This window comes from Ohtaekwangia sp. (genome assembly GCF_036568665.1).
Classification (GTDB): domain Bacteria; phylum Bacteroidota; class Bacteroidia; order Cytophagales; family Cyclobacteriaceae; genus Ohtaekwangia.
In genome coordinates this window covers 1-17,392 of sequence record NZ_DATCSD010000414.1, presented here as the reverse complement: position 1 = coordinate 17,392, position 17,392 = coordinate 1, and the positions used below count along the sequence as shown (strand labels likewise).

Here is a 17,392-nt window from a genome sequence, read left to right as displayed (position 1 = left end):
GTCGTGAAAGAGAACAGTTTTTTCGGGTCCCGTTGGTTCTGGGTGGTATTGCTGTCGGTTTTGTCAGGCAGCAATGCAATCGGGCAGGAGCGCTTTATGCATATTGATAGTCACCAGGGCTTGTCACATAACTTTATAAGGTCAGTCTATAAAGATGCAGCCGGCTTTGTATGGATTGGAACGGAGTCTGGTTTGAATCGCTTCGATGGTTATTCAATCAAGATATACCGCAACGATCCTGCAGACTCTTCTTCGCTGCCAAACGATTATATAATACGGCTGTTCCCGGCACCGGGAGGGGAGCTTGGCGTTATAACGGCCAGCGGAGTCGGCTTCTATAATTCAGAGACCGAAACGTTCTCAACAGATTTTCAATTCCTTGATAAAAATGTAAAAGTCAATCCGGCTGACGTTGAAAATATAGTCCATGACAATGCCAACAATTACTGGCTGTTGCTGAAAAACAACGGGTTGGTATGTTACAATGAAGTAAAAAAGACAACGCGGTCTGTAAAGCATATTGATAACGATAACGCGACCATCAGCACCAACAATATCACAGCCCTTGTACATCATCCCGATGGAAGTTACTGGATAACACATGCAAACGGCGTTCTGGAGAATGCTGTGTTCAAGGAGGAAAAATTCACCGTGGTGAAGAGAACGTCTTTCCTGCGGACTTCTTTACGTGTGAATAAATCATTATACGCAGAGTTGATGGTTGACCGTGATGGAGATCTTTGGGGATATATATCCAATCTTGATGAAGGTGTATTCTATTACAAAACAAGTGAAAATAAAATCTACCACTTCAAGAAAAATTCTACGCCTACAGCGTTGAGCTCCGATCTGATTTCCGGACTCGCACAGGATGATCAGGGGTATATATGGATTTCTTCCTCCAGCAAGGGCATTGATATACTCGATAAAAAGAATTTTTCGATACGCAATGTTTCGCACGATTCTGATATGGGCACTACGCTGAGTGCCAATGCCGCTACAACGATGTATAAAGATCCGGACGGAATAATCTGGATCGGTACCTTTAAAAAAGGATTGAACTTCTTTCATAAAAGTATGGAGCGGTTCCCGATTTATAACCGGCACTCCAAACCGTTTGCTTTACCTTTTGAAGATATAGATTATTTTATAGAAGACAAGAAGGGAAATCTGTGGCTTGGAACAGACGGAGGCGGATTGATATACTTCGACAGAGGCACTGGGAAGTTTACAACGTACCGACATAATCCAAAGGACCCGAATAGTCTCAGCAGTGATATTATTGTGAGTTTGTGTCTGGACCACGAAGGCAAGCTGTGGATCGGTACATTCTTTGGCGGGCTAAACTGTTTTGATGGACATAAATTTACCCGGTATCAGCACCGTGCTGAAGATCCTTCGAGTCTTTCGGATAGAAGTGTATGGGAGATCTTTGAAGATTCAAAGCATCAGCTTTGGATCGGTACCTTGGATGGAGGTGTTAATCTTTTTAACAGAAGCACAAAAACGTTTACGCGCTATTCGCACCCGCAGCAAAAAGCACTTTTCTCAAGCTATACTTCAACCATTAAGGAAGATACGAAAGGCAATATGTGGTTCGGTACATCGCTGGGGATTGATGTACTCATGAAGGATTCCGGAAATATTGTTCATTTCGAAACGGAGAAGAACAACCCGGCATCGCTTAGCAGCAATGTTATTCTGGGGATACTCGAAGATTCCAAAGGACGCATGTGGATCGGAACCATAGGAGGGCTGAGTGTATGGCAAAACGGAACCAATCGGTTTATCAACTTCACAGAAAAGGATGGGCTGCCTCACAACACCATCATGTCTATGGAAGAAGATGCCGAAGGTCGGATATGGCTTGGTACTTCCAACGGACTTACCTGCGCTGTTCCAGTAGTATCTGGCGATAGCATTCGACTCCGTATTACCAATTACTCGGAAGCAGACGGTTTGCAAGGTCAGCGGTTCAATGAAAATGCATCTCTCAGACTAACAACCGGAGAACTGGTGTTTGGCGGAGACGGTGGATTCAATATTTTCAAGCCGGCAGATATAGGGCACAGCAAAACTGTGCCACGGCTTGTGTTCACTGATTTTCAGTTGTTCAATAAAAGTATACGCCCCGGAAGGAACGATGGCGATAATCACTTTTCGTTATCATCCTCCATTACCACCAATCCTTCTATAGTATTGGAAGCAAGCGACAATGTTTTTTCTATAGAGTTTGCCGCACTCAACTTTATGCAGCCGTCAAAAATAAAGTATAAATATAAACTTGAAGGATTTAATGAAGATTGGCTGCCAGCCGATGCGAATAATCGGAGAGTAACCTTTACAAATCTCAACGCTGGTAACTATACATTTCGCGTTATCGCTACCAACAATGACGGTGAATGGAGTGAAGAAGGTATTTCACTTCGCATCCAGGTACTGCCGCCATTCTGGAAATCAGGGAAAGCGTATATGATCTATATGATCCTGCTGTTTGCGGCACTTTATATAACGCGCAGGCTTATACAGCAAGGCGAGCGCATGAAGTTTGCAATCAGGCAACAACGGGAAGAAACAATGCGATCGCGCGAGCTGGACGTGATGAAGACGAAATTCTTTACCAACGTGAGTCATGAATTCAGAACTCCGCTTTCACTTATACTGTCTCCGCTGGAGAGTCTGAGTGAACAAGTACAAGAACCGGAGCAACGAAAGAATATAGATCTCATTCAACGGAACACAAAGCGGTTGTTAAATCTCGTGAACCAGCTTCTTGATTTCAGAAAAATGGAAGTCCAGGACATACGCTTCCATCCATCCGAAGGAGACATCATCCAGTTCGTTCGCGAAACGGTTTATTCTTTTGCAGACCTGTCGGAGAAAAAAAATATCAAGCTCACCTTTGAGTCCAATACATCTTCACTCGAAGCTATATTTGATCACGACAAAGTTGAGAAGATATTGTTCAATCTTCTTTCCAACGCCTTCAAATTTACTATGGGTAACGGATCGATATCCGTGATGGTAGAGGTTAAAGATTCTTCCGAAAATAGTCTCATTGAAATCGTGGTGAAGGATTCCGGAATTGGAATCTCTCCGGAGAAGCATGAACTGATCTTTGAACGTTTCTTCCAAAATGAATTGCCAAGCTCTATTGTGAACCAGGGCAGTGGTATAGGACTCGCTATAACAAAAGAGTTTGTGCGAATACATGGCGGAACGATTCGTGTAGAAAGTGAAGTGGGTAAAGGAAGTTCATTTATAGTAGTGTTGCCGCTGAAGAAAATTGTTACCGCTGTGCATGAAACCATAAGTGAACCAATGAACAGTGAAGCTGATGGCGCAAAAGAAGATAATGGTAAATCGGATGGCAGGCCGCTGATATTGCTGGTAGAGGATAACGAAGATTTCCGTTTCTACCTGAAAGATAACTTGAAAATGGCATACGATGTTATAGAAGCAGAAACCGGAGAGGAAGGATGGAAGAAAGCTCTTTCGCAATACCCGGATTTAATTGTAAGCGATGTGATGATGCCCGACATGAATGGTACCGAACTTTGCAAGAAAATCAAATCCGATCAGCGTGTAAGTCACATACCCGTTATCCTGCTCACGGCTCGTTCCGGTGAAGAACAAAGACTGGAGGGATTTGAAGTAGGAGCAGACGACTATATACCCAAGCCGTTCAGCTTTCCGATACTGGAGTCGAGAATCCGTAACCTGATTTCAGTGCGTAAAGACCTGCATAAATTACTGGCCAAGAAAAATGGAATCAAGGCAAGCGAGATCCAGATTACTTCATTGGATGAACAATTTATAGCGCGCGTTATTGAGGCAATCGAAAAGAATATAGCTAACAGCGAGCTTACGGTGTTAGACTTAAGTCGCGAGCTGGGTGTAAGCCGTGCTCAATTTTTCAGAAAGGTACAGGAGCTTACCGGTAAAGCTCCGTTAGAACTTATTCGTTCCATTCGCTTGCAGCATGCGGCACAGCTTCTTGAGAAGAGTCAGCTTTCCGTATCAGAAGTTGCATATCGTGTAGGTTTCAACAATCCCAAATACTTCGCTCGTCATTTTAAAGAGCAATATCATGTGCTGCCGTCCGCGTATGCCAGTGGCAAGCGAAGAAATTAGCAGAGATACTATATATGTAGAGAATTGTTCCACTTTTTTCAGATCGTTCTTAGAGACGGTGCACACCTATATTTTTGATGACTAACCATACTACTACCCTTGAAAAGAAAATTAAGACTTCTGCTATTTCTTGAATTATTCATGTATATGGTTATTTTTTTCATCGTTGCATGGCTCATGGTTCTGCTTCAGGTGGAATTGTGAATCAACTTTACCTGGCTTTCTTCCGCGTAACCAAGCTTTACTTTTTGCTGAACTTAAGTTGGGGTGAAAATGATATACATAAGTTCGAGACGTTTGGGCACCCTGCCTAGACGCTAAAACCGTCTGATCAAGACGATTCAATACCATCCTTAAGGCATTCCTGCCCATAAATTTACTGCAAACGATTACAGATGTTGTCACCCGGAATCGATCCCGAAGACTTCACATTCCGATGCATTGAACAGCAGCGTAAGAGTTGAACACCTAACCTAACCAAATTTCTATGATGAAAAAGCTTTACAGATGTTTTGGTATCGCTGTACTAATTATGTTCATGTGCCTTAATGCTCTGGCGCAGAAAACACTAACCGGTGTAGTGAGAGATGAATCAGGTTCTGCCATACCAGGTGCCAGTGTGCTTGTTAAAGGTACATCCATTGGAACGGTGACCGATGCCGAAGGAGTATTCACAATCTCTGCGAGACCCGATGACATAATTGTTATCTCCTTTATAGGATATAAGCAGCAGGAGATTGTAGTAGGACAGCAGACAGCTGTGGATGTTAAATTAGCGGAAGATGTACAAACGCTTGAGGAGATCGTAGTTTCTATCGGCTACGGTGAAGTGCAAAGAAAAGATCTGACAGGCGCCATATCTTCCGTTAGAGGTGATGAGCTAAAAAGAACGAATGTCAGCACCCTGGAGCAGGCGCTGCAAGGCAGAGTGCCAGGTATGGTTGTCCAGCAAGTGTCCGGACAACCCGGTGGTGGTGTCTCAGTGCAAATTCGCGGTATAACTTCGCTGGGCGGCAGCAATCCCCTGTATGTAATCGATGGTATAAGATTTAGCACTGCCGGGTCTAGAGATGGTGGTATGAATCCAACAGCGGGTATCAATGCATCTGAAATTGAGTCTATTGAAGTACTAAAGGATGCAGCTTCTACAGCAATCTACGGATCCCAGGCATCCGATGGAGTTATTTTAATCAAAACCAAAAGAGGAAAGCAGGGAGCTCCAGTAGTTTCGTATCAGTATTATACAGGATTTCAACAACTCCTGCAGAGACTTCCGGTTCTGGATTTGCGTGACCATGCAACCTTCTTAAACGCAAGGGCAGCAGATCCTACGTGGAGTTTTGATGCCAGACCTGAGTTTCAGAATCCTCAGTATTTAGGTAAAGGAACAGACTGGCAAGGGGAGTTATTCAGAACATCGCGTGTCAGCGAGCATTCAATCTCTTTAAGTGGCGGAGATGAAAAAACGCACTACTATTTATCCGGAACATACCATCAAAACGATGGCGTTGCTTTCGGAACTAAGTTTGACAGAACGTCTGTCCGTTTAAATCTGGATAATAAAACAACCAAGTGGTTGAGAATTGGCGCAGGTCTTCAGTTGGTAAATATTGACTATAAAGTCAATGCTATAACTTCAGGAGTTATTGGGAGGGCGCTGAGTATGACCCCCGATATTGCTGTGCAGAATTCCGATGGTTCATGGGGTGGCGCATACAATAACAACGGTTGGGTGCCGCCAATAGAAAATCCTTTAGCGCTGGCATTAATTAATAAAGATGAGGCCAACCGGAAGGAGGTATATCCAAACGCCTATATTGAAACTGACCTTGCAAAAGGCTTGCTCTTAAAAAATACTATCGGGGGAAGCTATTCCATCTATAACCGCGACCGCTTTAACCCAACCTATGTAATGGGTAACCTTATAAAAGGAAAGAATGACGGTACCGCTGACTACAATGATTACAATCACTCAGAAATGAGTACTGTTCTTACCTATAACCATTCGTTTGGAGAGAAGTACAAATTGACTGCCATGGGAGGACATGAATGGCAATTAAACTACTCGAGACAATTAAGTGCATCACGCATGGATTTTCCTACAAACGCAGTTCAGACCATTGGAGCAGGTGATCCGGCAACGGCAACGAACGGCGGCAGCAAGGGTCAATCTTCAATAGAGTCGTACTTCGGCCGTCTGGATTTGGGTATTAACGACCGCTACCTGGTTACAGGCAATGCCCGTTATGATGGAAACTCTATGTATGCTAAACAAAATCGTTGGATACTATCCTATTCAGGAGCTGTAGCATGGAAGATTAATAACGAGGCCTTTTTTCAAAGTGTAAATATCGTTGATGAATTGAAACTGCGTTTGAGTTCAGGTTTAACCAACCGGGCAGGCGGGAGAGATTATGCATATGCAAGTACGCTTACTACAGCGTCTACCGGTCTTGGCGGTGTAGCGTTGGTGAATGATGATATTGGAAATCCTGATTTGAAATGGGAGCAGACTTTTTATAACAACATCGGTCTCGATGGAGCTTTCTTCAATTGGCGGATAAATTTCTCAGTTGATTTTTACCATCGCAAGACGAATGATCTTGCTATGCAAATCACATTGCCATTGTATTCAGGAACAGCTACCTCATCATGGCCTCCGGGTTCATTAAAAGCTCCCTATGTAAATATAGGCTCCATGGAGAACAAAGGGTTCGACTTTAAGATAAGTTCTGATAACCTCCGGGGTAAAGACTTGACCTGGAGAACTGACCTTACTGTGTCGCATAACAAAAATAAAATAACGGCATTAAATGCTAAGGATGCTTCCATTAGCACTACATATTCCAGAACAGTGCCGGGAAGATCGTTGGGAGAATTTTATGGATATATAGTAGAAGGTGTTTTTGCAACTCCAACAGACGTACTGGGTGATGAAGCAAAAGGTATTTTGCCACATGCAAGACCGGTGAGAAATGGTCAACCGCTTCCGTTTGCCAATGCAAACGGAAGTATCTGGTATGGCGATCTTAAGTTCAAGGATTTGAATGGAGACGGAATTATTGATGAAAGCGATCAAACCTATCTGGGGTCTCCACTTCCGAAGGTGCAATTGGGGTTAAATAACACCTTTACCTATAAGAATTTTGATTTAACTATATTCTTCACTTCCAACATTGGAAACAAAGTATACAATGTAACACGTGAGACACACGAAGACCCACAAGGGAATACAGCCTATTTCTCCGGTGTAAAAAATTATGCAAAACTCGCGTTGGTCGATCCAAACGGATCGGCTTCCGATGTTAACAATGTATATGTAACCAATCCCGATACGAAGATCCCCGGACTCCGGAATGATAGAACAAATGGAAACCAAAGAGTATCGAATCGTTATGTTGAAGACGGTTCATTTGTGAAACTTAAAAACGTTTCTTTAGGGTATACATTCTCGAATAGCCTGACTCAAAAAATGCACCTGAAATCTTTAAAGGTGTATGCAAGCGCTACCAACCTGTTTATAATAAGCAAGTATTCCGGTATGGATCCTGAAATCGGATCATGGAACCCGCTATATGCAGGTATTGATGATGGCTATTATCCGCAGCCAAGAATAATCACGTTTGGTTTAAACTTATCATTATAGAAATCTATGAAGACAAAATCTATAATAATCTATATATCGCTTGCTACGTCTGTTCTTTTGGCATCGTGCAGTGATTCATTTTTAGATCGTCCTGCACTGTCAGCAGTAACGAGCGATAATTTTTATAAAACTGCTGCAGATCTGAAAAAGGCAACGGCCTCTTTATATAGTGGCAGTATATGGGGTGCATGGTCTTCTGATTGCTATTTGCCATTAGGTGAAGTTCTGGGGGGTAACATGATACTGGGATACAACGGGCCGGCAGTTGAACTAAATACTTTTTCGCTCAATGGCTATAACGCTAATTTGATAACGGAATGGAGAACGATGTACAACTTAATAGCACATGCCAACACCACTATTCATGCCATAGAAGAATTAGCGGCAAGTGATATCCCGAAAGAAGATGTCAATGCAGCACTTGCAGAGGCAAAGTTTATGCGTGCCTATGCTTATTTCACTTTGACAAGATTATGGCGTGATGTACCCATCATTGAAGACAACAGAAAGCTATTTGATAAACCGTTGGTAAATAAAAATCACGCCAGTGATGTATACCAGTTTGTTGCGAATGATTTGACATTTGCGCGGAAAAATTTACCGGCAACATGGGATAAAGGCAGAGTAGTTACATGGTCAGCTCAAGGATTGCTATCGAAAGTATATCTCACATGGGCAGGCTTGAATCAAAGTGGCACGCGCAATCAGGACCTTCTTGATAGTGCTAAATTTTATGCTGGTAATGTTTGTGAGAATAGCGGTTTATCATTGCTGGCCGACTATGCCGATGTTTTCAAGTATCAGAACAACGATAATGCAGAGTCTCTGTTTGCTCTCCAGTGGCCAACAAATGGTGGAGGTTGGTACCAGGGAAATATGCTCCAGCTTTACAGCAACGCGTTACAGATAAATGGGGGTGGTGGTTTCTTTGCTATTGAAGCTACGTACGATATGTACCTTCAATACCTCGATCTTGCCAATGACTCCATTGAAGTTGATTCACTGCGGCGCAAAGCCACATTCATGTATAAGAATGATAAGTACCCTGAATTAAACACGAATATAAGTTACGTTGAAAACGGTGTTACAAAAACGGGTCTTAAATTCAATGGCAATAGTGGTTTAAAGAAGCATATTATAGGTAACGAGAAAGATCTTAATCTGCCGCTGATGACCAATACATCTTCTCCGGAGCATACTATATTGTTAAGACTTGCAGATATATACCTGGTTTATGTCGAAGCAGTTCTGGGTAATAATGGAACAACCTCCGATGCACAGGCAGTAGGGTATTTTAATCAAATAAGAAGAAGGGCAGGTCTCCCTGAAGTCAGCTTGATTAACGAAGCTATATTATTCAAAGAAAGAAGAATAGAGCTGGCGGGCGAAGGTGAATACTGGTTTGATATCGTCAGGCTTTCATATTACAATCCGGCAAAGGCGTTGGAGCGTCTTAATGGTGAAGATAGCCGTGTTAACATTCAGATTGACGGTACTACAGGTAAAGTAACTCCGGGAGATTCTTATGGTGTAATTACACCCGCTAACCCGAATACATTTACGTTGCCTTTACCCTCTGTTGAGATAACGGCCAACCCGTTATTGCTGGAACCTGCGGTGCCTTATTCATTTTAATTAAACTGGAGGAATCAACTATGAAAAATATACTATATATGCGCCTGTGCATGTTGCAGCTTTTGTGCACGGTGGTGATGTTAACGTTCATCACAGGTTGCAAGGATGACGATGATATGCGAGTGCCTGTCATTGATGAAGTTCGTAATTATGCCGCCTCGCCAGACGATACCATTATTACATCGTTAAATGACGGCCAGTGGGTAGTGTTGCATGGTAAAAATATGACGTCTGCATCACAAGTATACTTTGGAAGTATACCCGCTACATTCAATCGTGCTTTTGCAACCGATGAAACGCTTGTAGTGCAGGTGCCCCCTATTCCGTTTCTGTCAGTGCCCAGAGACAAGCTTAATGTAATTACTGTAGTTAGTAAAGGCGGGATAAGCACGTATGAAATTATCGTCACCGGTACTCCCATTATTGTTAACGTTCGAAATACAGATGGAGAAATGATTGACAGGGTTTTTCCGGAGCAGCAAATCAACATCGTTGGGGTTAATCTTAGCAATGCCACGAATATAAGATTTCAGGGTATAGCAGCTGATCTGAGTACCGTGGTATATACTGATTCAAGTACGATCGTACAAGTGCCTGCTAATTTATCCGGTGGAGATGCTTCACTCGTCAACACGATCAGCTATACGACAGGAATTGGAACCGGTAATTTTTCAATAAGGATAGTAGGCCCCCCTATAATTACCAGTATTTCGCATGAGATACCCCAGGAAGGTGAAGCGGTATATCTGTACGGATATAATTTTGTTAGCGTTGAAAGTATAACATTTGCCGGTGTAACAATTTCTTCCTTTGAAGAATCGGAGGATGGTAATTCAGTAAAGTTTGTATCACCGAAGCTAACGGAAAGCGGAACGGTAACCGTTGTTACTCCGGGTGGAACATTCTCCACGGCATTCAAGGTAAATGATATAGGCTTCATAAATGCCGGTGGCCTGGGCATTTTAGGTAATCTGGAATGGGGTGATTACTTCAGTTGGCAATGGTGGGGAGGCTCTGTAGATCTCTGGAGCTCGGACCCTAACACAACAGGTTGGCCTCCCTATAATGCTGATTATGGAATTGGAACCGGGCAGTACATCACATATAAAAGCGTTGCGCTAAAGGCTGGTGAGGGTAGCGATGGCAACGCCATTCGCCTGGGTGAATATGCATGGGTGCCGTCCGGAAATCTCAATGATTCAGGAGATAAGTGGGCCTTCAAATTTGAAATCAATGTTACGAAACCCTGGAACGGAGGTACGCTTTGTATCAGGACGGATAAAGGCGACTATTTAGCGCTATACGAGCCTTGGAAAATATCTGCTAAGGAATCCGCTGCTTTTACAACGGACGGATGGCAAACGGTGACAATTCCGTTATCGTCCTTCCGTAAGAAGGATGCTACCCTTGGTGACGGTAAAGGTGATCCTATAACAAAAGTTTCAGATCTACTCAACATTGCCACCGGAAAAACTTATCTGAATCTTTATCTGCATAACTACGGCACGAAGACAACGACAAGTATAGAAGCTGCTTTCGATAACTTCAGAGTAGTGAAAAGATAAAGCCAGTATTCCTATAGCAGTAAAGTAAAAACCTGCGGAGCTTCCTGTTACAGGATACCGCAGGTTCTCTTTCTAAATTTATATTGAATGATATATAGTAAAAAAAATCTGAAATGGGCAATGATATTTTTGGAAGCGCGGCCATCGCCAGTACAACGATTACCCTATAGGAAAACAGTAACCAGCATCAACCGGATGAAATGAATATAGTGAGCTAAAGTCCCTTTCGGAAAACAATGACATTCAACATTAAACAATCAATCATGATTACCAGTTTTTTAAAGACTTCAGTATTACTGATGGCGATTACTTTTTTGGCTTCCTGTAAGAAGGATGATGTAACACCGGAGCTAACGGTAACTCCACTGGAACTCTCGCTCAACGCTGAAGGGGATACATCGGAATTCTCTATTGTCACGAACGATAGCTGGACTATTCAAAATGCAGCTGAAGCATGGCTGCAGGTAAGTCAGGTAAACGGTAACAGCGGTAGTGCCAGTATTCAAATTATTGCCAGTAAAAATGCTACGGGTAATGAGCGTTCTACGGTATTGGTGGTTGACTCGAACAACGGTCAGAGAAGACGCATCACCGTGTCGCAGGAACCAACTATATATCCATCCTATAACACTTCGCCAAAAGCACCCGATGCAACAGGCATGAACAGTAACGCTGTTGAGCTTGCTGCTAAAATGAAATTGGGTTGGAATATCGGGAATACCTTCGAAGCTCCTAATAATGAGCAGGGATGGGGTAGTCCTATAATTACAGAAGACTACATAAAGTTTGTAAAACAAAGTGGCTTCAATGCCATTCGTATTCCGTGTCAATGGGATTGGAGTCATATTGATGACAGAAAAACCGAACGCATTAATCAGGCATGGTTGAACAGAGTAAAAGAAGTAGTGGGCTATTGTGTGAACAATGATGTATATGTATTACTGAATATCCATTGGGATGGAGGCTGGTTGGAAAAAGGCTGGGAAGGAAGCAAAGCGGTGCAGGATACTATCAATGCGAAACAAAAGGCATTATGGGAGCAGATTGCTACAAGCATGCGTGATTTCGATGAGCATTTAATGTTTGCCAGCGCGAACGAACCGGGAGCTGACAATGCGGAAGAGATGAAAATGTTAGCGCGATATCACCAGACGTTTGTCAATGCTGTTCGCTCGACTGGCGGAAGAAATAGCTATCGTGTTCTTGTTCTCCAGGGACCAAGCACATCCATGCCACTGACACCTCAATTGATGAGTAAACTTCCTGAAGACCCAACGCCTAATCGCCTGATGGTTGAAGTGCATAACTACTCACCATCGCAGTTTTGTATCCTGGATGATGATGTGAACTGGGGCAATATGGCTTATTACTGGGGTAAAGACTATCAATCCTCTATTGAACCTGACCGTAATTTTCTGGATGCCTGGGACTGGGGGAACGAGGCTTCACAGCTGAGAGACTTCAAGGGAGTAAAGGAGGCATTTGTAGATAAAGGTATACCGGTACTGATCGGTGAGTATGGCGCATACAGAAGAGACGGAAGTAAACATGAACCGAAGGATCTGGTGACACATAATAATTCTGTAGATCACTGGATAACGCTGGTAACAAAGCAGGCAAGGCAAAGTGGTATGATTCCATTTTGGTGGGATATAGGAGCTGCGCTGGACAGGTCAACCCTTACTGTAAAAGATCAGCGTACGATCGATGCTATCATCGCGGGAACAAAGTAACTTTTTAAACGATGATCAGCCAGTGCCGGATGTATGATTGAAGGCACGAAATAAAAATTATCGCTATATCGGAAGGACACATTGATGGTAACGTCAATGTGTCCTAAGTATAGTAACTATTGTGCTCACATCATTCAGGTCACCGTAACAGGTTTTACGGAATGCATGATCTAAATATACTATATATCACCGTCTTGTGATAGATCAATTTTCACTGTACTACTATATATATCATCAATTATAAATGAAAGCTGTCTCAATTGTAGTTTTTGCAGTCATTATCTTAGGTTCTCTGCAGCAGGCCATGAGTCAACCCCATGAGTTGAAGACTGCTGGTAAATTTGAACCAACGTGGCAATCATTAAAACAATACAATACTCCAGAGTGGTATCGCAATGCGAAGTTTGGTATATGGGCGCACTGGGGGCCGCAATGTCAGCCGGAGCAGGGGGATTGGTATGCACGGTTCATGTACGATGAAGGCAGTGATCCCTATAAATGGCACGTTGCCCATTATGGGCATCCGTCAAAAGCAGGCTTCAAGGAAGTGATTAACGATTGGAAAGCGCAGAACTGGGATCCTGAAAAACTGGTAGCACTATATAAAAGGGCAGGAGCACAGTACTTCTTCGCAATGGCCAATCATCATGATAATCTTGATCTGTGGAACAGCAAGTATCAATCCTGGAATACACTAAATGTTGGTCCGAAGAAAGATATAGTGGCAGGCTGGGCGCGTGCAGCAAAAAATAATAATCTTCCCTTCGGACTCAGTGTTCATGCATCCCATACATGGACGTGGCTGGAAACATCGCAGCGTTCTGATAAGAATGGTCCGCTTGCCGGAGTTCCGTATGACGGCCGACTCACAAAGGCTGATGGCAAAGGAACCTGGTGGGAAGGTCTCGATCCGCAAGAACTCTATGCACAAAATCACCCGTTGAGTAAGGGCAGTGAGAATATATATACTCTGTGGAACCAATGGAACTGGGACAATGGCGCATCTATACCTTCGGTTGAATACTGCGACAAGTTTTATAAAAGGACAATTGATCTGATCGATCAGTTCAATCCGGATCTTCTTTACTTCGATGACTCCGTTCTTCCCCTATATCCTGTAAGTGATGTAGGACTAAAAATTGCAGCGCATTACTATAATCATAACATGGCAACACATCAGGGTAAACTGGAAGGTGTACTGTTTGGAAAAGTGTTGAACGAGGAACAGAAGAAATGTATGGTGTGGGATGTAGAGCGTGGTGCTGCTGATAAAATTGAACAGCTCCCGTGGCAAACCTGTACCTGTATAGGAGACTGGCACTACAAAAGATCTATTTATGAAAACGGGCAGTATAAATCAGCCAGAGAGGTTGTTCACATGCTGGTGGATATCGTAAGCAAAAACGGGAACCTGCTGTTAAATATACCCGTTCGTGGCGATGGCACGATAGACGATAAAGAAGTAGCGATACTGGAAGGTATAGCAGCATGGATGAACGTAAACAGCGAAAGTATTTTTGATACCCGTCCGTGGGAAGTATATGGCGAAGGCCCGTCTACGGAAACGTCTAACCCGGTAAATGCACAGGGCTTTAATGAAGGAAAAGTAAAGCTTACAGCCAGCGATATACGCTTTAATAAAAAGGGAGATATACTGTATGTTACTACAATGGGTATTCCGGCTGATAAAATATCCATCAAGTCATTAAGTAAAGGCAAAGTCAATATCAGGCATATCGAAATGCTGGGGAGTAAAGAGAAACTTTCGTGGAAACAATATTCCGATAAACTGGTGATTGAAAAACCAAAGTCTGTTTCAAATGATATCGCTGTTGTATTTAAGATACAAATCAGATAACGACACTTGCAGCGCAGTGTGAATATCTGAAATAAAATAAAGAGTTAACAATGAAGAGTCATATTACCGAGAACGGATGTGCTATATACGTTCCGGAACACGCGTGTATAGATTTGAAGTGCGATGGATTTTTTAGCTATGAAGAAGTGGTTGCCCTCACAGAATATACCTGTGAAATGCTGCGGTTTTACAATTTGAATAGATGCATGATAAATCTCCAGCATGTCAAAATTTATCCGTCCGGGGCGGAGGAGTACCTTCGTGACGTATGGTATAGGAAACTTGTAGATGCAGGTGTTAACAGAATAGCGTATGTCGTTCCTGAAGATATTTTTGGAAGGGCTTCCATGGCTGTTGTTCACGCAGGAGATGCCGCCAGAAAAATTCAGCGGAAGTATTTTGTTGATGAATCGGGTGCCAAAGAATGGTTGACCTCTTCGCTATAACGGGTATATATCTGTATACTAAAAATGACTTTTTTAAAAACTATGAATCTGCGAGTAGTAATACTTTTAACGTTTATTTCATTTACCACGTACTCCCAGACGAAGACGGTGGTATCGCCCAATCAGAAAATAAAGATTGAATTGATTGAATCAAAAAAAACTGAGCAGGGAGGCTGGTACTTCAAGGTAAACTACTTGAATAACGGAAAAACCGCTGACGTGATTGAGCGTATAGACCTGGGGTTGTCGCGTAGTGATCAGGATTTTTCAAACAACTTAACGTTGCGTAAAACAGGACAACCTCAGTTGGTAAAAGATGAATATACAGCTATACATGGTAAACGTTCAAAGCGCAGCAATACAGCAACAGAAGTAGTTTTTTACTTTGATACACCCGCTAAAGCAAAAATAAATATAGTGTTGCGTGCTTACAATGATGGGGTTGCCTTTCGCTATGAATTTCCGGAGACAAAAGGATCGTTTATAGTAAAGGATGAATTTACATCCTACACGATTCCAAAAACGAGTACACGCTGGATGGAGACATGGAACACTGCCAACGAGAGAACGTATGTTGAAATGAAAGGTGATGGCGTACAGAATCAAGAGTGGTGTTACCCTGCACTGGTTCACGTCAGCGATAGTTCGTGTTGGTTTTTGCTGCATGAAGCTGATGTGAATGGGAATTACTGTGGAACCAAATTAAGCAATGTGCTTGATGCAACGAAGTATAAACTTACGTTCCCCAATCCGGATGATGCAAGAGGAACAGGAAAATCTGCTCCGGCTATTACATTGCCGTGGAAGTCTCCGTGGCGAGTAATCATTATCGGTGGTCTGGCGGATATAGTAGAATCAACATTGGTAGATGATGTATCAACACCATCGAAGTTACAGGACACAGACTGGATAAAGCCCGGACTTGTGTCATGGAATTATTGGTCAAGTAATCACGGTACAAAAGATTATCAGGTGGTGTGTGCGTTTGCCGACCTTGCTGCGAAGATGGGATGGACCTATACATTGCTTGACTGGGAATGGGACACGATGGGAAATGGCGGTGATCTCCGCGATGCGGTAAACTATATCCGGTCAAAAGGCGTGAAGCCGCTGCTCTGGTATAACTCCGGAGGAGATCACACGTGGGTTGGGGCAACTCCGAAGGATCGGATGCTAAACCATACAAACAGGACAGAAGAATTTGCCAAACTTCAGAAGATGGGAATTGCTGGTGTTAAGGTTGACTTCTTTGAAAGTGAAAAGCAAAACATGATTCAATATTACCTTGATATTTTGGAAGATGCTGCGAAGTTTAAGATCATGGTATATTTTCATGGTTGTATTGTTCCAAGAGGATGGGCACGCACTTATCCGCATCTCATGACCTATGAAGCGGTGAAGGGAGCGGAATGGTATAACAACATTCCGGAATTTACATTCGAAGCACCTCAACACAATTCGATATTACCGTTTACAAGAAACGTTGTTGGCTCGATGGATTATACTCCGGTAACATTTACGAATTCTCAACATCCACACATTACTTCGTATGGTCATGAACTGGCGCTTGGCGTTTTGTTTGAATCGGCACTGCAACACATGGCAGACAGACCCGATGGATATTACCAATTACAGGATGAAGCGAAATCTTTTCTGAAGGATATACCCAGTGCATGGGATGACACGAGATTTGTAAGTGGGTATCCCGGAAAAGAAATCGCGTTGGCGCGAAGAAAAGGCGATGACTGGTATATAGCCGGTATAAATGCTGAGGATGTAGAAAAGAAGCAGATAATTCTTTTTCCTTTTCTCACCGAAGGAAAGCGATACAAACTAACGCTGATCACAGATGGCAACCACGATAAAGATTTGGCATCACAATACCTGGTGGTTACTAGAAATAGTATAGTAAATGTCGCGCTCCTGAGACGTGGTGGTTTTGCCGGATCGTTAAAGCCAATCGATTAAAGGAATGTGCAGGTTCAGGACTCTCAATGAGAAATTATTGTGAATCTTTTTTATACTTATATAAAGCGCCAGTAAAATACTGACACAATTGCTACTATACTCGAATAAGTCTGCGAGATGATTCTTGTCGCATCTTATTCGAGGTAGGGTATTTCGCAAACAATATACTCTGTCAGACTCAACGGCAGGCCACTTCCCGGGCAATTACATATAGCCAGAGCATAAGTAATTAATATAGTCTGCAATAACTATATAACGAATGTTATATGTGCCTTTGTTAAGTTTCGGAGTAGACTGATCTAACGGTATGGCTTGTTAAGTTGATCATATACAGACTTGCTAACCGGTTTGAATAATAACTGTGCGAGGATATACAGGTCATTTCTCCAAACATTGAAATCATGTGC

Annotated in this window: 8 protein-coding genes; all 8 read left to right on the top strand. The window is 42.8% G+C overall.

All coding sequences use genetic code 11. The features are described from left to right. The first annotated feature begins 3 nt into the window (after positions 1-3). The 8 genes from VIN08_RS24200 to VIN08_RS24165 all read left to right on the top strand — a co-directional run bounded on the left by VIN08_RS24200 (position 4) and on the right by VIN08_RS24165 (position 16,985). Complete coding sequence (locus tag VIN08_RS24200; protein ID WP_331971010.1) at positions 4-4,134, top strand: two-component regulator propeller domain-containing protein; 4,131 nt, start codon at positions 4-6, stop codon at positions 4,132-4,134. A 487-nt stretch (positions 4,135-4,621) separates the two neighbouring features. Continuing rightward, positions 4,622-7,780, top strand: coding sequence for a TonB-dependent receptor (locus tag VIN08_RS24195; protein WP_331971007.1), 3,159 nt, complete (start codon positions 4,622-4,624; stop codon positions 7,778-7,780). Between the two features lie 6 nt (positions 7,781-7,786). After that, complete coding sequence (locus VIN08_RS24190) at positions 7,787-9,415, top strand: RagB/SusD family nutrient uptake outer membrane protein (RefSeq protein WP_331971004.1); 1,629 nt, start codon at positions 7,787-7,789, stop codon at positions 9,413-9,415. A 20-nt stretch (positions 9,416-9,435) separates the two neighbouring features. After that, complete coding sequence (locus tag VIN08_RS24185) at positions 9,436-10,980, top strand: glycan-binding surface protein (RefSeq protein ID WP_331971001.1); 1,545 nt, start codon at positions 9,436-9,438, stop codon at positions 10,978-10,980. A 263-nt stretch (positions 10,981-11,243) separates the two neighbouring features. Next, a complete protein-coding gene (locus tag VIN08_RS24180; RefSeq protein WP_331970999.1) occupies positions 11,244-12,713 on the top strand; it encodes a cellulase family glycosylhydrolase in 1,470 nt (489 codons plus the stop codon). Positions 12,714-13,017: 304 nt separating this feature from the next. Then, a complete protein-coding gene (locus tag VIN08_RS24175; RefSeq protein WP_331970996.1) occupies positions 13,018-14,571 on the top strand; it encodes an alpha-L-fucosidase in 1,554 nt (517 codons plus the stop codon). A 50-nt stretch (positions 14,572-14,621) separates the two neighbouring features. Next, entirely contained in the window at positions 14,622-15,017 is a 396-nt protein-coding gene (locus VIN08_RS24170) for a hypothetical protein (RefSeq protein WP_331970993.1), read from the top strand. Positions 15,018-15,059: 42 nt separating this feature from the next. Then, positions 15,060-16,985, top strand: coding sequence for a glycoside hydrolase family 97 protein (locus VIN08_RS24165; RefSeq protein ID WP_331970991.1), 1,926 nt, complete (start codon positions 15,060-15,062; stop codon positions 16,983-16,985). Positions 16,986-17,392: the final 407 nt, after the last annotated feature.